Source organism: Achromobacter sp. F4_2707, assembly GCF_047501535.1.
Classification (GTDB): Bacteria; Pseudomonadota; Gammaproteobacteria; order Burkholderiales; family Burkholderiaceae_B; genus Yanghanlia.
Genome location: NZ_JAZDRJ010000012.1, coordinates 1 through 18,514, shown reverse-complemented (window position 1 = coordinate 18,514; position 18,514 = coordinate 1). Strand labels below are relative to the sequence as shown.

Sequence of the window (18,514 nt, the reverse complement as noted above, 5' to 3'; positions counted from 1 at the left end):
TATGAGCGCAATCTAATCTAAAAAAAACATGCCCGAACCCGGGCGTATATGTTCATCCTTATGCCGCGCCTGGGCTCAGCGCTGCTTATTCGCATCGCGACGGCGCTCTCCCCGCCCCAACGAGGGCAGCAGCAACCATGTGGGCCGACGCCACGATACCAATCGTGAATACAGCCATATATACACCCAGCAGAACACCGCGATACTGCCGCAGAGTATCCAGGTGTTATCCCACCAGATCGTAGCCGGCACCAAGCCGATCAGCGCCAACACCCACAGATAAGGGGAAGTCATCGCATTACATAAGGCGGGAACGGCATGACGGCTATCTCGCGTGAATGTCACCCGCACCAAACGCCGGAAAACAAGCTGATGCAAATGCAGAGCATCGGGCTGGTCAACCGGCACACCGCGCTTGAAGCGCCGTCTCCAGATCGAGAACATGGTTTCAAATACGGGATAAAACAGGACGGCCAACGCATAGAAGGGCGAAACACTGGGGTTACGAACCACCAACTGCACGGCCAGCTCGGCCAGCATGAAGCCCAGAAAATAGGCCCCGCCGTCGCCCAGGAACACCCGCCCAAAAGGAAAATTCCACACGAGGAAGCCTAGCGTAGCCGAAGCCAGCGCAGCGGCAATAAGAAAAATAGGAATATCCTGAACTTGCAGCGCCACCAGCGCTAGCGAGAGAGCCATCAGCGTGGCTATCATGCCCGCCAGTCCATTCATGCCATCGACAATGTTCAGGGCATGCGTACAGCCGCCCACCGCCACCATGGTAAACACTAAAGAAACCGGCCAATAGGAAAGCATCCAGTCAGCCCAGCCAATGCCTACCCGCGAAACGCCCCCTAAAAACCACCAGGCTATCGCGGCGGAGATAAAGGCCGCCATCAGGCGTTTGCCTGAGCCGACGTCCTTAGTAATGTCTTCAAGCAGGCCCGCTACGAATACAGGCATGGCGGCAATAAAGAGAACCGGCCACAACCATGTGAGCGTCATATTGCTAGGCCCCAGCACCAGCAAACCTGCCAGGCTGCCCGCCACGACGGCCAACCCGCCCACGCGTGGTGCAGCGCGGGCGTGCATAGCCTGCGGTTTTTTCATGTCGGAGTCGCCGGTGAACACACCATGCCAGCGCTCGGAGGCAACGATAAGCCCCCCGACCATGAAGGCCACAACACAAATGTAGAGCCAGGTAAACGAACCCCAGAATTGAGGCGAAGTCACAAAGTCTCCATCCAGATAAAAATATGAAAAACGCTGAACAGGTCTATCTTTAGGTAGATGCCCTAAGCCGATGACTTGTTCAGCGCTTCACCCGGTATTATCCAATGTTTTTGTAACAATGCGACAGGCGGGCACGAAACAAGTGCAACAAGAATATAACTTGCGGTGAAACGCTGTGGGAACGGGCATAGGGAAAAGATCAACCGCCCCTGTCACGCTGGGCTGTCAACTACTCTTTCGCCGCCTATTACCACAATCAATTAACGAACGCAATAGGTCTTGCACACAACAACAATTGATTTCAAATTGATTTCAAATTGATTTAATATTGATATGAGTTAAGGAAGTGCACGAGGCTTACGGCCTACAGTTGGCAGCCTCCCTGTCCTGCAGGCAGGCGGGTATCGCGCAAATAGATACACCATAAAAAGCTGCGATGCGCATTCTACATGCAGAATGCGCCCAACCGGCACACACTCTGCCTGCCCGCGAAATCGCCATTTATGGTCCTATAACCTGCCACTATGCCCTTTCTGACATTCGTTCTGCGCTGGCTGGAAAGGCTATTCTCACTCAAGACCCTGCGTCGGAAATTTGTAATCGGGTTCATTATCGCCAGCGTGGTCGCAGTTGGAAATATTGTCGTCATCCATTCTTTACTGCGCCAGTCCGACACCATCGCCGCCACCATCAACATTGCAGGAAAGATGCGCATGCTGAGCCAGCGTATTGGGTTGATGCACGTGGCCGAGCGCAATCTTCCACCAAGCGAAGACTGGAACACCCACACTCTTTACGAACAACTGGAAACCAATTTCCAGGCTGCGATCACAGCCCTCAAAGGCGGCGGAAAAGCCTTCGACCTGGCCATACCGGCCATCGCCACGACCTCACAGCAACACCTCGAAAAAATAGAAGTATCCTGGGACGCATACAGGCAGACGCTGGCAGCAATGAAGCCGAACAGATCCCCGCTTGAAGCAAATGCTGGCAGCGTGGCTCACGACCAAGCCGCCACCCTGGCCATTATCGCGACCAGCACCGTTCTGCTGGAAGATATCGAAGCGCTGATTAACAGCCTTATTCAACAGTCGGACAACATGCAGGCGTCCGTCAAAAACCAGGTCTACGGCTTGTTCATTGCTAATGTCCTGATGCTGCTGCTGGCATGGGCCATCATTGTGTGCAAGGTGCTGAACCCCATCAAGCAAGTGATGCAGCTAGGCAATGAGCTTGCAGCCGGAAACTACGATGCGCGCCTGCACATGAATTCAAGTGACGAGTTCGGGTCTTTAAGCAGGGTGTTGAATAAATCCGCGGCTCATATCGAAAACCTGCTTCGCGACCTGAAGGTGAAGCAAAATACCTTGAAGAAGGCCAGAGCCGGGCTGCGGCGGGCAGTTCTGGTGTATCAGCACATCAGCGATGGCGTGGTCATCACTGACGCCGACGGCTTCATTCAGGATATCAATCCCGCCTTCAGCACCATTACCGGCTACACCGCAGCGGAAGTCGTCGGTCACCGGATGAACAAGCTTAGTTCCGGGCGTCACTCCAAGGAATTTTTCCGCTCATTCTGGGAGCGTCTGAGCACAACGGGACAGTGGCATGGCGACATCTGGAATAAGCATAAATCGGGCGAAGAATTCATCAGCCACCTGATGATTAACAGCTGCTTCAATGATGATGGCACGGTGGATTGCCGTATCGGGCTATTTTCCAATGTCACCGAGCAGCGCACACAAGAAGCATTGATCTGGCGGCAAGCCCATTTCGACCACCTGACCCAGCTGCCTAACCGCCTGATGTTCCATGAGAACCTGCACGCCAGCATTGAGCAGTCAAAACGCAGTGGCTTCCCGTTCGCCCTGATGTTTCTTGATCTGGATCTTTTCAAGGAGGTCAACGACACGTTTGGCCATGACGAAGGCGATGCGCTCCTGAAGCAGGTCGCCCAGCGTATCAGCGACTGCTGCCGGCGCTCAGACCAAGTCGCCCGCTTGGGCGGCGACGAATTCGTCATGATCATTCAGGACCTGAAGTCGCACGACGACATTCACCCGATATGCGAGAAAATCCTTGGGTCAGTCTCCAAGCCCTACAGCCTGGCGGTTAGCGATATTCGCATTTCCTGCAGCATGGGCGTGGCCTTCTACCCTGATGATGCAGACAACGCAACGGACCTCTTGAAGTATGTGGATTTTGCCATGTACGCCGCTAAAGAAAGAGGTCGGAATCAATACTGCCTGTTCTCCCGGACTCTGCGCGATTCGGTGCAATTACGTCACGATCTCTTACGCGACTTTCAGGCCGGCTTGGATACACAACAGTTCATTCTTCACTACCAGCCCATTATTGATCTGCAAACCGGCAACATCATCAAGGCCGAAGCCCTGATTCGCTGGCAACACCCAACGCTGGGCCTGATCCCTCCCGGGGATTTCATCCCACTCGCCGAAGATTCCGGCCTGATCATTCCATTAGGCGACAGCATCTTTCAACAAGCAGCCAAGCAGGCCGCGCTGTGGCGTGACAATATGGAACATTGGGCGGGTGTCAGCATCAACGTCTCGCCTGCACAGTTTCAGCAGAGCGGCCTGGACCCTGAAACCTGGATACAAACCCTTCAGAACCTCGACCTGCCGAATTCAGCCATAACGCTTGAAATCACGGAAAGGCTGCTGCTGGAAAGCGATGAAGACATATACGAAAAAATCCGCACACTCAGGCGCGCCGGCTTTCAGATCGCTTTGGATGACTTTGGCACCGGCTACTCATCACTATCCTATTTACGCCGCGTCGACATCGATATCATCAAGATCGATCAAAGCTTTGTGCGCAACCTGGCGGAAAGCCCAGAGAACATGGTCTTATGCAACGCAATCATTAACATGTCTCACGAATTAGGCCTGAAAGTGGTCGCTGAAGGAATCGAAACCCCTGAGCAGCACGACCTACTACTAGCGGCCGGCTGCGACTTCGGTCAAGGCTATTTATATTCAAGGCCGGTCGCCGCCGACCAATTCAGTGAATGGCTGGAGGCCTACAGCCAGCCATCTTGAAAAGTGCTGGTGAAGCGTTTCGCAATGTAGCGACATCTAAGCGCTAACGCAGCCGGGAGAGCGTACCCGGGCCTCTTTTTGAATCATCCCCCATATTTGCCCACCATAACTGCACCAAGCAAACAGCGTTGCCATACAGCTCGCCTTGTTACGCTGAGCACCAGAGCAGCGTTTCGATAAAAAAAAGCCCGAGATCGTGAGATCTCGGGCAAAATCCACCAAAGGAGGAGGGTGGAGGAGACAACCGTGGCATGTCGGGCTACGAGAGCATTTCTGCTCGAGACCGCGTGGTTAGGGTTAACCACGTTGCGACATCCGATAACTGAAGTTTATCGCTGTTTTTTGTGCAATGCAAGATATTTTTGTTGCGGTGCCACATTTTTCTGTTTCCAAATGTTTCTGATGTGGTGTTTCTGCACAAAGGGCAAGCAGTGCAACTAGCGATAACCCTGAGTTAAGTGAATATTAACACCAACCTAGGGAAAACGCTAGTGTCATCTGATTCACCGCCTAAATCCTATACGCGATCGTGGTCATAACCTTCGACATCAGGCGCATTCCAAGTTTGATCGGCGCTGGCAGCGGCACGGCGCCATGCGTTTCCGCAGTGGTCCGGTGCTCAATTTCATCAATGCGCATTTGCTCCACAATGGCGCGGGAACGCTCGTCCTGAGGGGGGAGCTGTTCCAGATGGCTGTCCAGATGCTGCTCGACTTGCCTCTCGGTTTCGGCCATGAAGCCCAGGTTGTAGGGAATGCCTGCACGACTGGCTACGGCGCCCAGTGAGAATGAACCCAAATACCACAAAGGGTTCAGTATGCTGGGACGGCTGTTCAATTCTTGCAGCCTTTCGTTGCACCACACCAAATGGTCCACCTCTTCTGCCGCTGCTTCATAAAGCACATCACGAATTGCTGCATCGCGGCAAAACATGGCTTGGCCCCGGTATAGCGCCTGAGCGCAGATCTCGCCCACGTGGTTAATACGCATCAGACCTGCGGCGTGCTGTTGCTCAGCAGGAGACAGAGCGTCTTGCTCCTCCACCGCATTCAAGGGCTTGGGCCCAGCAGGATTGGGGCGACCCGCCTGCGCGGAACCATCCAGCACTTGCAACGCCCGCCCGACTTCCGTCAGAATGTCTTCCAATGGGTTGCTACGGCGAGTGAAGCCGGAATGACTGAGATTGCTGCTCTCTGCGACCATTTTTCACCTCGAAGTTGATCCTTAGACCCTGTATTTTCCCATAGACTGGAAAACAGCGGAGATCCCACACCCCGACCCGGCGTTTTCCGCCCGGTCAGCACTCGCGTATTATCATTACCCTTCAGTCCACCTATCAGGAACAAAGATATGCAATGCACCATTGACTGGGGCGGCCCTGAAGGCATGCTCTTCGTTGCACGCACTGGCAGCGGCCACGTGGCCGCCATGGACGGTGCTCCCGAAGGAGGCGGCAACAACCTGGCCCCGCGTCCCATGGAAATGTTGCTGGCCGGCGCAGGCGGCTGCGCGGCCTACGATGTCGTGCTCATCCTGCGGCGCGGGCGTCATGAGGTCACGGGTTGTCAGGTAGCGCTGGATGCAGACCGTGCTGAGACCGACCCCAAGGTCTTCACTCGCATTCATTTCACGTTCACCGTTACCGGAAAGAATCTGCCGCAGGCCGCTGTAGAGCGCGCCGTCCAGCTTTCCCATGAAAAATACTGTTCTGCTTCCGCAATGCTGGGGCGTACGGCAGAAATCACTTATTCCATCAATATGGTAGAAGCCTGAACGGCTATCGGTTCATCATGCAACAGTACGAAAACCTGATGCGCCATGTGTACGAACATGGCGATCACAAGAATGACCGCACCGGCACGGGAACACGCTCGGTATTTGGTCACCAGATGCGCTTTGACCTGCAGCAAGGTTTTCCGCTGGTCACGACCAAAAAACTGCATCTGCGCTCCATCATCATCGAATTGCTCTGGTTTCTGCGTGGCGACTCCAACGTTCGCTGGCTGCAGGAACGGGGCGTCTCAATCTGGGACGAATGGGCGGACGCCCAGGGCGAGCTAGGGCCTGTCTATGGCGTACAGTGGCGCTCATGGCCCACACCTGACGGGCGCCACATCGACCAGATCTCGCAACTACTAGAGCAAATTCGCTCTAATCCTGACTCACGGCGCTTAATTGTGTCCGCCTGGAATGTCAGCGAAATTGCAAATATGGCACTGCCCCCCTGCCATGCCTTTTTTCAGTTCTATGTCGCCAATGGTCGCTTGTCGTGTCAGCTGTATCAACGCAGCGCCGATATCTTCCTAGGCGTGCCCTTCAATATCGCCAGCTACGCGCTGCTGACCCACATGGTGGCCCAGCAATGCGACCTCGATGTGGGCGACTTCATCTGGACGGGCGGTGACTGCCACATTTACAGCAACCACTTCGAACAGGTGGAGCTGCAACTGTCACGCGAGCCTTACCCCTACCCGCGCCTGAATATCAAGCGTCGCCCGGCGTCTTTGTTCGAATATGAGTTTGAGGATTTTGAGATTCTCGACTATCAGCACCATCCGCACATCAAGGCGCCAGTAGCCGTCTAAAACACCACCGCGCCCGCCGACGCCCCCATTGGAAAACAGGAACCACTCACTATGGACGCCCGCCCTCTCTTACAGATTGTCGTAGCCTATGCGCGCAACCGCGTGATAGGTCGTGATAACGACCTACCGTGGCGTCTACCGAGCGATCTGGCCCACTTCAAGCGGGCCACAATGGGATGCCCCATCATTATGGGCCGCAAGACCTGGGAATCGCTGGGGCGCCCCCTACCCGGCCGGCTGAATGTCGTCATTAGCCGCAACCCTGCCTACCAAGCCGAAGGTGCTACGCTGTGCACCAACTTGGAAGACGCCCTGCGCGCTTGCTCTAACGCGCCACGCGCTTGCATCATCGGCGGTGAACAACTCTTTCGTGAAGCCCTGCCAGTCGTGGACGAAATCATCGCCACGGAAATCCACGCCGACATTGAAGGCGACACCTGGTTTCCAGAACTGCTCGCACAAGAATGGGAAGAAATCGAACGACTGCCCCAGCCTGAAGAAAACGGCTTGGAATACGACTACGTCACCTTGCGCCGCAAATAAAATCGGGGTCTGTCCCGGTTTCTTTCGGTTTCTTTGCTGACAAACAGCTGAAACCGGGACAGACCCTTTTTTTACATATAGGCTTCCATTGGCGGGCAGCTGCACACTAGGTTGCGGTCGCCCCAGGCGTTGTCGACGCGCGCTACGGGTGGCCAGTATTTGGCGGTACGCAGGCTGGCGACGGGATAGGCGGCCTCTTCACGGGTGTAGTCGTGATGCCAGTTGTCCACCAACAGCATTTGCGCTGTATGGGGTGCATTACGCAACACGTTATCATCCGCGTCTTTCTCGCCACGCTCAATGGCGGCGATTTCCTGGCGGATGGCGATCATGGCATCGCAGAAGCGGTCGAGTTCTTCGATGCTTTCGGATTCCGTGGGTTCCACCATCAGCGTACCTGGCACAGGGAAGCTCATGGTTGGAGCGTGGAAGCCGAAATCGACCAAACGCTTGGCGATGTCTTCGTTGCTAATACCGCAGGCGTCTTTGATGGGACGGATATCCAGAATGCACTCGTGCGCCACATAGCCCTTAGGCCCTGCGTACAACACTGGGTAGTGGTCGCGCAGACGGGCAGCAATGTAGTTGGCGCTGAGAATGGCGGTTTCTGACGCATCTTTCAGGCCCTGCGCCCCCATCATGACCACATACATGTAGGAAATGGGCAGAATGCTGGCCGACCCAAACGGCGCTGCCGATACCGGCCCCACCGGAGCATCAGCAGCCAGTTTTCCATCCGCACCCACCACACCAGGCAGGTAGGGCGCCAGGTGCGAACGCACCGCAACCGGACCGACGCCCGGGCCACCGCCGCCATGGGGAATGCAGAAGGTTTTGTGCAGGTTCAGGTGAGACACGTCGGAGCCGAACTTGCCGGGTTTAGCCAAGCCCACCATGGCATTCATGTTGGCGCCGTCCAGGTAAACCTGGCCGCCTGCTGCGTGGACGCGTTCGCAGATGTCAGTGATAGCCAGCTCGAACACACCATGGGTGGACGGGTAGGTAATCATCAACGCGGCGAGGCGATCTCCCACTTCATCGATTCGGCGCTGCAAGTCTTCAACATCGACGTTGCCGTTGTCATCGGACGCCACCACCACGACTTCCATGCCTGCCATTTGCGCCGAAGCGGGGTTGGTGCCGTGAGCCGAAGCCGGAATCAGACAGATATCCCGCTGATGCTGACCATTGGCACGATGATAGGCGCGGATAGCCAGCAAGCCGGCATATTCACCCTGAGCGCCCGAATTGGGCTGCAGGCTGATAGCGTCGTAGCCAGTGATGGCGCACAGCGCAGCGGAGAGCTCTTCCACCAACTGTTTATAACCCTGCGTCTGGTCTGCCGGCGCGAAGGGGTGGATCTGCGTAAATTCAGGCCAGGTGATGGGGATCATTTCGGCCGTGGCGTTGAGCTTCATGGTGCAGGAGCCCAACGGAATCATGGTGCGATCGAGGGCGAGATCCTTGTCGGCCAAGCCACGCAGATAGCGCAGCATGTCGGTTTCAGAACGGATACGCGAGAAGATGGGATGCGGCAGGGGTTCGCTGCTACGCAGCAACGCTGCAGGCAGGCCGTCGCCCGCGTCGGCTTCAAGGGTCTCAGCGCTAACCGCCTCTTTGCCCAGTGCTCTTGCGAACACATTCACCAGCGCATGCACGTCTTTCAGCATCACGGTTTCATCCAGCGATACCGCCAGCGTGCTGTCATCCACCACGCGCAGGTTGATGCGCGCCTCGCGGGCGGCATCCAGAATGGCTTGGGTATGCTCGCCCGTTTCAATACACAGCGTATCGAAATAGCTGTCATTACGCACTTTCAAGCCCAGGCTGCCTAGGGCTGCGTTCAAGCGGCCAGTGTGGCCGGCCACGCGTTGAGCAATGCGCTGCAAGCCTTGCGGCCCATGCCAAACGGCATACATGGCTGCCATGACGGCCAGCAACACTTGAGCCGTACAAATATTGGACGTAGCTTTTTCACGGCGGATATGCTGCTCGCGGGTCTGCAACGCCAAACGAAGGGCGGGCGCCCCTTGCGCATCGCGCGACACGCCAACAAGGCGCCCCGGCATATTGCGCTTATACGCATCGCGACAGGCCATAAAACCCGCGTGCGGGCCGCCAAACCCTAGCGGCACGCCAAAGCGTTGCGCGGTTCCCACGGCGATATCAGCGCCCCACTCACCCGGAGGCGTCAGCACAGACAAGGCGAGTAGATCGGTTGCGACCGCAACCAAAGCGCCTTGAGCATGAGCGGCTTCAACCAACGCACGGTAATCCTGGACAGAACCCAGCGTTTGCGGGTATTGCAGCAGCACACCAAAGCATTCGGGCAAGCCTTGCGACTCATCACCAATGACCAGCTCCAGGCCCATGGGCTCGGCTCGGGTGCGCAACACTTCCAGTGTTTGTGGATGGCAGTGCTCAGACGCGAAAAACACATTGGACTTGGAGCGCGAACCCCGCCGCGCAAGCGTCATGGCTTCAGCGGCCGCCGTTCCTTCGTCCAGCAATGACGCGTTGGCGATATCAAGCCCGGTGAGGTCGGCCACCATGGTCTGGAAGTTCAACAGCGCTTCCAACCGGCCTTGCGAGATTTCCGGCTGATAGGGCGTGTAGGCGGTGTACCAGGCAGGATTCTCCAGAATGTTACGCAGAATCACGTTGGGCACGTGCGTGCCGTAGTACCCCTGGCCGATATAGTTGCGGTAGATTTCGTTGCGCCCCGCAATCTCCTTCAGCCGTGCCAGTGCATCATGCTCTGAAAACGGGCCGGGGACCTCAAGAGGGGATTCATCAAGAATGCTGGCCGGAACGATGTCGTGAATCAGTTCAGACAGCGAAGACGCGCCGATGGTTTCAAGCATGCGCGCCCGTTCGTCTGCGACCGGGCCGATATGACGGCCCTGGAACTCAGTATTGGGATCGAGATTGGAATACATGGTTCAGAGCGTTGCCTCGTAGCCAGCGGCATCGAGCAGGTTATCGAGATCGGCAGGGTTTTCGGGCTTAAGCTTGAAAATCCAGGTGTCGTGCGCCGCCTGGTTGATCAGGTCGGGCTGGTCGTTCAGTGCTTCATTGAACGCCACCACTTCGCCGGCAACCGGTGCGTAAATATCGGAAGCAGCCTTAACGGACTCCACGACTCCGGCTACCTCTCCGGCTTGCAGTGCAGCGCCGACATTGACGTCGCCCACGAATACCAGGTCGCCCAGTTGCTCTTGTGCGTTATCGGTAATGCCAACCACCACCACGTCGCCTTCGAGACGCGCCCATTCATGAGAAGCTGCATACTTGCGATCGGTAGGAAGACTCATGTCACACCTCTTGAGAAAAATTTGAATTTCGGTTGAGTTATTAAACGAACAGCTGGACTACAGTTTGTAAAACGGAAGTCAATTACCCGACTCAGACCAGCACTTTTCCTTGACGCACAAAAGGCATGGAAACAATGCTGGCTGCCACCCATTTACCACGGATTTCAACTTCGGCCTGTTCCCCGGCTTGGGCGCCGACAGGCACACGCGCCATGCCAATGGACACGCCCATGGTGGGCGACATGGTGCCACTGGTGACCACACCCTCGCCTTGAGCGGTACGCACTTTCATACCAGTGCGCATTACGCCACGCTCATTCAGCTTAAGGCCGACCATCCCTTCTTGCGGAGTGAAGCCTTCGATAGCGTCGCGGCCGATAAAGTTGCGCTCGGCATCCTTGAAAGACACGGTCCAGCCCAATGCAGCAATAAGCGGGTTGACGTCCTGGTTCATTTCGTTGCCGTAGAGATTCATGCCGGCCTCCAGCCGCAGCGTATCGCGGGCACCCAAGCCGCAAGGCCGTACACCGGCGGCGACCAGATCATTCCAGAGTGCCTCGACGGCGCTCGCGGGCACGACGATTTCAAAACCGTCTTCACCGGTATACCCGGTACGAGCCACCATGACGTCACCTTCCAGCAGGGCACCGGTAAAGGGAACCAAGGATTCAGTTGAGGCGCGCCATTGCGGCCTGACCTGCCAGACGCGTTCGCGGGCTTCCGGCCCTTGCACCGCCAGCATGGACAGTTCACGCTGAGCGATGATGCTGACATCGAAGCCTTCACGCTGAGCAACGGCTTGTATCCATTCGAGGTCGGTTTCCGCCGTGCCCGCATTCACGACCAGGCGCCAGGATTCGGGGCTGAAAAAGTAAACGATAAGGTCGTCGATCACGCCGCCCCGCTCATTCAGCATGCAAGAATAAAGCGCCTTGCCGGGTACCGACAGGCGCTCGACGTCGTTGGCCAGCAGGCGTCGCAAAAATGCTTTGGAATGAGGCCCCCGGATGTCCACATTCAGCATGTGGGAGACATCGAACATGCCGGCGGCTTGGCGCACAGCATGATGCTCTTCGATTTGGGAACCATAGGCGACCGGCATATTCCAGCCGCCGAAATCCACCATGCGCGCACCTGCGGCGACATGGGCATTGAACAAGGGGGTTTGTTTCAAGACAGCAGTCATGGACGAAAACTCCGGATAAGAGGCATATAAAAACGGACGGCCCGGCTGTTAAGCAGCCAAACCGCCCTTCTGTCCTTTTGCCTGAGAGTTGACCCGCACACAATACGAGTGTTCACCTTCGGCGCCCGCTGCGTGGGCGCAATGCCACCGGCGAGTCTCTCCAGAGCGCCGCCTTGCCCAGCGTGGGGCAATGCAGGAGTGGTACGGGATACCTGAGCGATTATGGGCGTTTGCGCCTTCGGTGGCCGCTTAAAGCAGCTCTCTCCCACTCTCTGCAATGACAGCAAGGCTGAAGAATAACCGATAGTCGCGACAGCGTACAGTTCAGATCTTACAGGTCATACCAGCAAAGCGCGCCCACAAGCCACGGCTGACGACCAGGCCCACTGAAAGTTATAGCCGCCTAACCAGCCGGTGACATCCACTGCCTCGCCAATGAAATACAGGCCGTCGACTTTGCGGGCCTGCATGCTGCGCTGATCGAGTTCATCGGTGTCCACACCACCACGCATGGCCTCGGCCTTGCGATAGCCTGCTGTGCCAGTTGGCGTCAATTGCCAGCGGTGGATGCCGTCGGCTAATGCCTGCAGTTGGCGGTCCGGCACATCGGCGAGCCGCGCTTGCGCTAACCCCCCGCCCGCCTGCGCCAGCCATTGCTCCGCCAATCGACGGGGCCATAGCCCTGACAGAGCCGTTGTGAGTTGTTGTCGGCTGCCTTGCTTGGCGGCAAGCAAGGCTTCGGCAAGGTCGGTGTCTGGCGCCAAATCAATTTCGATGACCTCACCCGGATTCCAAAACGTGGAGATTTGCAAAATCGCCGGCCCGGATAACCCCCTATGGGTAAACAGCAGGTCTTCCAAAAACGGCACAACCGGTGTGCCGCCCTTGCCACCCTGGCGCACGCCTTTCCCTCCCCCCCCAGGACGCTTAGGCGACGAGGGCTGAGCGGTTCGACCAGACGCCTGCGACGGTGAATGGCTACTACCGGGCGCATTCCGCACCACGACCTCCAACGCCACCCCACTTAATTCGGCGAACTTGGCCCACTGTGCGGCATCAAACACCAGCGGAACAAGCGCCGGCCGCGGCTCCACCACTTTCAAGCCGAACTGGCGGGCAATACGCAAGGCAAAATCGGTGGCGCCCAGCTGCGGAATCGCCATGCCTCCGGTGGCCAAGACCAATTGCCGCGCTTCTATGCCCCCAGAGGAAGTTTGCAAGCGAAAACCGTGCTCAGCCTGCTCGACACTTTCCACACTGCAGGGCATGCGCCAGACCACGCCTGCGTCTTCACATTCGGCACGCAGCATGTCGATGATCTGTTCTGAAGATTCATCGCAAAAAAGCTGGCCCCGATGCTTTTCGTGCCAGCGTATGCCGTGGCGCTCGACCAGATCAAGAAAATCGCGCGGGCCGTAGCCGGCCAACGCTGAGCGGCAAAAGTGAGGGTTGCGCGAAACGAACTGAGCCGGTGTGGCTCCAATATTGGTGAAGTTGCAGCGCCCGCCGCCCGAAATACGGATCTTTTCAGCCAGTTTGCGGGCGTGGTCGATAAGCACCACTTTGAGCCCGCGCTGCCCTGCCACCGCAGCCGCCATCATGCCGGCCGCGCCTGCTCCAATGATGGCGACATCGAAACTTGCCCGCCTGCTCACGTGATAGCGCTTTCTTTGATGCAGTCCACGTAATAGCGCAGATTACCGTCGGAGTCGGTATCCGTTCCCAAGCCGTGTACATAGGTTTCAAAACCCGGGAAATTAGCGTTGAATTCGCGCGCGAATTGCAGGTAATTCACGATGCGCTGGTTAAACCGTTCACCGGGAATCAGCAAAGGAATACCCGGCGGGTATGGCGTGAGCAATACCCCGGTAACACGGCCTTCGAGTTCGTCAATGGAGACCCGCTCAGAATCCCGGTGCGCCATCTTTGCGTAGGCGTCAGACGGCTTCATGGCCGGAATCATATCGCTCAGGTAAACCTCTGTCGTCAGCCGGGCGAGGTCGTATTTTTTATACGCCTGATGAATTTTCTGGCATAGGTCACGCAAGCCCATCCGCTCGTATATGGGATGCTGTTTGCAGAAGTCCGGCAAGATACGCCACATAGGCTGGTTGCGATCGTAGTCGTCCTTGAACTGCTGCAAGGCAGTGACCAGCGTATTCCAGCGGCCCTTGGTAATGCCGATGGTGAACAGGATGAAGAAGGAATATAGGCCGGTTTTTTCAATGACCACACCATGCTCAGCCAAAAACTTGGATACCAGTGCAGCAGGAATTCCGGAGTCTGCAAACGTACCGGAAATATCCAGCCCCGGCGTCACAATCGTGGCCTTGATGGGGTCGAGCATATTGAAGCCATCGGCTAGATCGCCAAACCCGTGCCATTCGTCGCCCGATACCAGTAACCAGTCTTCGCGATGGCCAATGTCATCAGCCGGCAGACGGTTTGGCCCCCACACCTTGAACCACCAGTCATTGCGGCCATATTCGGATTCCACCTTGCGCATGGCACGACGGAAATCCATGGCTTCAGAAATGCTTTCTTCCACCAAGGCCGTCCCACCCGGGGGCTCCATCATGGCGGCTGCAACGTCGCAGGACGCAATAATGGCGTACTGCGGCGACGTTGACGTGTGCATCAAGTAGGCTTCGTTAAACACGTTGCGATCCAGCTTACGTGTTTGGGAATCCTGTACGGTAATCTGCGAGGCCTGTGAAAGGCCTGCCAGCAGCTTGTGCGTCGAGTGTGTCGCAAACACCATGGCATCTTTGCTGCGCGGACGCCCTTCGCCAATGGCATGCATGTCTTTATAGAACTCGTGAAACGCGGCATGCGGCAGCCAGGCTTCATCGAAATGCAGGGTATCGATATAGCCTTCCAGTTTGCTCTTGATAGTTTCTACGTTGTAGATCACGCCATCGTACGTGCTTTGCGTCAACGTCATGATGCGTGGACGCTTATCCTTGGCATGGCGCGCAAAGGGGTTGGCTTCGATCTTGCGCTGGATGTTTTCCGGCTCGAACTCTTCGAGGGGAATGGGCCCGATGATGCCCAAGTGGTTGCGCGTCGGGCGCAGGAACACCGGAATCGCCCCCGTCATGGTGATGGCATGCAAAATGGACTTGTGGCAGTTGCGATCCACCACCACTACGTCGTCGTTGGCCACATTAGCGTGCCAGACAATTTTGTTCGACGTAGATGTACCATTGGTCACGAAAAAGCAATGGTCTGCGTGGAAAATACGCGCCGCATTGAGCTCCGACTCGGCAATCGGGCCGGTGTGGTCCAGCAACTGGCCCAGTTCGTCCACTGCATTGCAGACGTCGGCGCGCAACATGTTTTCACCGAAGAACTGGTGGAACATCTGCCCGACGGGGCTCTTCAAAAACGCTACCCCACCGGAATGCCCTGGGCAATGCCAGGAATACGACCCGTCGGCTGCATAATTCAGCAGCTCACGGAAAAAGGGCGGCGCCAGGCTGTCGAGGTAGGCACGCGCTTCGCGAATGATGTGACGCGCCACGAATTCCGGCGTGTCCTCAAACATGTGAATGAAACCGTGCAGTTCCCGCAAGATATCGTTAGGGATATGCTGCGATGTCCGCGTCTCACCGTACAGGTAGATTGGAATTTCATCGTTGCGAAAACGCAGTTCACCAATGAAGGCGCGCAAGTTCTTGATGGCCTTGGCGACATCTTCAGGGGAATCAACGTCGAATTCTTCGTCGTCGATGGAAAGAATGAACGCACTGGCGCGGCTTTGCTGCTGCGCGAACGAGGTCAGGTCACCATAACTGGTCACGCCCAGCACTTCTACGCCTTCCGCCTCAATGGCGGCAGCCAGCGCACGGATACCAAAACCGGATGCGTTCTCGGAACGATAGTCTTCGTCAATGATGACGATGGGAAAGCGGAATTTCATTCCGTAGCTCCTGCTAGGTGCGAGGGAGGGTGACCCCAAGCTGACCCTGATATTTGCCCTGGCGATCGCGATAGGAAGTCTCGCACACTTCATCGCTTTCAAAGAAGAGCATCTGGGCACACCCTTCGCCGGCGTAAATCTTGGCCGGCAGAGGCGTGGTGTTGGAGAACTCCAGCGTGACATGCCCTTCCCATTCGGGTTCCAGAGGGGTCACGTTAACAATGATTCCGCAACGGGCATACGTGCTCTTGCCCAGGCAGACAGTCAAAACGCTGCGCGGAATGCGAAAGTATTCGACCGTGCGCGCCAACGCAAAGGAGTTCGGGGGAATAATGCACACATCGCCCTGGAAATCGACGAATGATTTTTCGTCAAAGGCCTTGGGGTCGACGATGGTCGAATTGATGTTGGTGAAAATCTTGAACTCATTGGCGCAACGGACATCATAACCGTAGCTGCTTGTGCCATAGCTAACGATGCGTTCGCCATTAACGGAACGCACCTGGCCGGGCTCGAATGGTTCAATCATGCCGTCAGCTGCGGCACGCCGGATCCAGCGATCACTTTTTATGCTCATGGCCTCAACCTTTGAAAATGGCATGCATTTTAGCCTCTTGAGGCTGCAGCATTACTTCATTCTGTGGTTTCCGGCTTTCTTTCGCGTGAAAACCAACGGTACACCAGCGCCAAGCCATTGATTGTGCCTACGCTGGCTTCAGCCGTCAGCCCCCTGCGCAGGCGATAACTGGCTCGCGCCACGGTTCCGGTGTCCGACAGCGCCTGCCGGATGATGAGCGTCACGCCATTGGAAAGCCGCTTACTAATATTGACGAAACGACGTTCAATATCACTGGTGCCGGTATCCAGACCGCTGACCACGCTTTCCACCGGCAACACGCTGGCCACGCTAGCCAATTCGCCCGATCGCAAGCTGACCTCGTCGATTCCGAAGCGCCGATAAAAGGGTTCACCATCGCTCAGGAAGGAGGTACCCACGGAGAATAGCAGCGCCATATCTCCCCCGCTTTCGTCAGGCCCATGCCCCAGCAACAGCCAAGACAGTTTTTCAATCTCACTGACGGCGGGGTAGGAAACCAGCCCGATGCGCGGGCTACGAGCGGTGCCCGACACGCGCACGCCGGCCTCCACAGCCAGCCCGGTTCGCAGGGCTTCGATATCAAGCACGGGGCGAGTGATATCGCCTTGAAACGTAATAGCCCCCCGACGCAATTGCAGGCGCTGGCCATAAGCCTCAATGGCCCCGCCGCGCGTTCGTAAGGCGCCAATCCCGGTCAGCTTGCCTTCCTTCATCAGCACGCGCATATTGCCCACCAGACCGGAGTTCAAACCATAACCGGTGAGATAAAACCGTGGCCCCAGATCGACTTCGAGATCCAACGTAATGCCCAAGGGCACGCTGACTTCCTGTTCTTCGCCCGGGCGTATGACCACCACATCGCTATCGACAGTGGGAATGCCCCCCAACATATCCAGGTCGAACCAACCTGCGTCAGCATTGAGCTTGCCGGTAATGGCCATGTCAGGCAGCGCCACATCCAAGTGAATATTGCCCGTCATCATGGCGTAGCGGTCAGCTCGCTGCAAAATCGGGAAGCGGTATAGCTCGACATCCACCGCACCGCCTGATTCAAACAGCTTCCATTCACCCGTCACAACCAACGAGCCGCCCTTGGCATCCGGGTTGGTGTTCACCCATTCTGAGGTACGCCATTCCTTGGGTTCTGCCCGTAACCGCGCCGGAAACTCCAGCCGTTCCAGCACCAGACGGTCGTTATCCAAGCGGGCGTTCAAGGTTCCATCCAGCAATCGAACCCCCTGGTCGATCATGACCACGCGAAGCTGCCGGCCATTTATGGCTCCCGCAGTGGCCCAACTGCCATCGGGCCTGCTGTCTAGTTTTACCTGCGCCTGCACAGCACCACCCAGCTCAAGTGCGTCGCCTAACAACAGGCTGGTCCAACCCAGGTCTGACACTGCCGCATCAATGGTGACACTCTTTACGTCGGCGGGATTGAGAGTGATGCCGCCACCAGGCGAGGCATGCACCAGCGTGGTCGCCTTAGCATTGACCTCCCCCATTTTGCGCGTGCTGATTGCCAAGTCGGCATTCAGCCGACTGGTTGCCACAGCGGTACGGGCCAGAGCCAGATCCAATGCCAGGTTCTCAAGCTCAAGCGGGAAAGGCATGTCGCCGGGCACCATGAGGTCGCCTGCCAGCCTTCGCAGACTCACTTTTCCTTGATGGGCCCCGTCAAACGCCAGGCTCCAGTCCAAGGCCAACTCCATTTGCCAATCATCGGCCGAGCGGGCTCCACGCACTTTGACGCCGCCACGCTCGTTTTTCTGCAACGCTGCGATGTCAAAATCCACGCCAATTTGTTCGAGCACCTGTGGCGACACGATAAAACGCTCAATATTGCCCTGTGTCTCCCAGCGCCCAGACCCGCCCTTTGAGCCCCCGTGCTGCACACGCAGCATTGGAAGTTGGTTCACGCTCAGCTGTAGTTGAGTCGCGCCTGCCACCCATTGCCAATCGGGGGCCACCGCTCGTGGAGCAAAACGAAGCTCCAGAGGCGAACCCAGTCGGGCGCTCAGGTGCGCATGGTCGACCTCCAACGTGGAAACCCGCCCCCGCCAGCCTTCGGGCT

Annotated in this window: 13 protein-coding genes and 2 riboswitches; of the genes, 4 read left to right on the top strand and 9 right to left on the bottom strand. The window is 56.9% G+C overall.

What is annotated here, in order from left to right; genetic code table 11:
* Positions 1-75 precede the first annotated feature (75 nt).
* Positions 76-1,173, bottom strand: a complete 1,098-nt coding sequence (locus VRY85_RS12195; protein WP_414598975.1) for an MraY family glycosyltransferase — start codon at positions 1,171-1,173, stop codon at positions 76-78.
* A gap of 584 nt (positions 1,174-1,757) precedes the next feature.
* On the opposite strand from VRY85_RS12195, the gene VRY85_RS12190 reads away from it, so the two are divergent.
* Complete coding sequence (locus tag VRY85_RS12190; protein ID WP_414598874.1) at positions 1,758-4,295, top strand: EAL domain-containing protein; 2,538 nt, start codon at positions 1,758-1,760, stop codon at positions 4,293-4,295.
* 510 nt (positions 4,296-4,805) lie between these two features.
* Here VRY85_RS12190 and coq7 read toward each other — a convergent pair.
* Positions 4,806-5,498, bottom strand: coding sequence for a 2-polyprenyl-3-methyl-6-methoxy-1,4-benzoquinone monooxygenase (coq7, locus tag VRY85_RS12185; RefSeq protein WP_414598873.1), 693 nt, complete (start codon positions 5,496-5,498; stop codon positions 4,806-4,808).
* A gap of 147 nt (positions 5,499-5,645) precedes the next feature.
* On the opposite strand from coq7, the gene VRY85_RS12180 reads away from it, so the two are divergent.
* From VRY85_RS12180 to VRY85_RS12170, 3 genes are read left to right on the top strand one after another with little or no spacing between them, the layout of a single operon-like run.
* The gene (locus tag VRY85_RS12180) at positions 5,646-6,068 is read left to right on the top strand and encodes an OsmC family protein (RefSeq protein WP_414598872.1); all 423 of its coding nucleotides are present in this window, start codon (positions 5,646-5,648) and stop codon (positions 6,066-6,068) included.
* Positions 6,069-6,085: 17 nt separating this feature from the next.
* Positions 6,086-6,880 carry a thymidylate synthase gene (locus VRY85_RS12175; protein WP_414598871.1) on the top strand — a complete coding sequence of 265 codons (795 nt, stop codon included), beginning with the start codon at positions 6,086-6,088 and terminating at the stop codon, positions 6,878-6,880.
* 51 nt (positions 6,881-6,931) lie between these two features.
* Positions 6,932-7,423 (top strand): dihydrofolate reductase, encoded by a 492-nt coding sequence (locus VRY85_RS12170; RefSeq protein ID WP_414598870.1) that lies wholly within the window; start codon positions 6,932-6,934, stop codon positions 7,421-7,423.
* A gap of 71 nt (positions 7,424-7,494) precedes the next feature.
* On the opposite strand, the gene gcvP is transcribed toward VRY85_RS12170, so the two are convergent.
* The 7 genes from gcvP to VRY85_RS12135 all read right to left on the bottom strand — a co-directional run.
* Positions 7,495-10,362 (bottom strand): aminomethyl-transferring glycine dehydrogenase, encoded by a 2,868-nt coding sequence (gcvP, locus tag VRY85_RS12165; protein ID WP_414598869.1) that lies wholly within the window; start codon positions 10,360-10,362, stop codon positions 7,495-7,497.
* Positions 10,363-10,365: 3 nt separating this feature from the next.
* Positions 10,366-10,737 (bottom strand): glycine cleavage system protein GcvH, encoded by a 372-nt coding sequence (gene gcvH, locus VRY85_RS12160; RefSeq protein WP_414598868.1) that lies wholly within the window; start codon positions 10,735-10,737, stop codon positions 10,366-10,368.
* 91 nt (positions 10,738-10,828) lie between these two features.
* Positions 10,829-11,923, bottom strand: a complete 1,095-nt coding sequence (gcvT, locus tag VRY85_RS12155; protein WP_414598867.1) for a glycine cleavage system aminomethyltransferase GcvT — start codon at positions 11,921-11,923, stop codon at positions 10,829-10,831.
* Between the two features lie 59 nt (positions 11,924-11,982).
* Positions 11,983-12,097, bottom strand: a riboswitch (glycine riboswitch).
* A 15-nt stretch (positions 12,098-12,112) separates the two neighbouring features.
* Positions 12,113-12,201, bottom strand: a riboswitch (glycine riboswitch).
* A 60-nt stretch (positions 12,202-12,261) separates the two neighbouring features.
* Positions 12,262-13,524, bottom strand: a complete 1,263-nt coding sequence (locus tag VRY85_RS12150; protein WP_414598974.1) for an NAD(P)/FAD-dependent oxidoreductase — start codon at positions 13,522-13,524, stop codon at positions 12,262-12,264.
* A gap of 50 nt (positions 13,525-13,574) precedes the next feature.
* Entirely contained in the window at positions 13,575-15,845 is a 2,271-nt protein-coding gene (locus tag VRY85_RS12145) for an Orn/Lys/Arg decarboxylase N-terminal domain-containing protein (RefSeq protein WP_414598866.1), read from the bottom strand.
* Positions 15,846-15,858: 13 nt separating this feature from the next.
* Positions 15,859-16,422 (bottom strand): dCTP deaminase, encoded by a 564-nt coding sequence (dcd, locus tag VRY85_RS12140; RefSeq protein ID WP_414598865.1) that lies wholly within the window; start codon positions 16,420-16,422, stop codon positions 15,859-15,861.
* A 56-nt stretch (positions 16,423-16,478) separates the two neighbouring features.
* On the bottom strand, positions 16,479-18,514 hold a 2,036-nt coding region (locus VRY85_RS12135), incomplete at its 5' end, for a translocation/assembly module TamB domain-containing protein (RefSeq protein ID WP_414598864.1).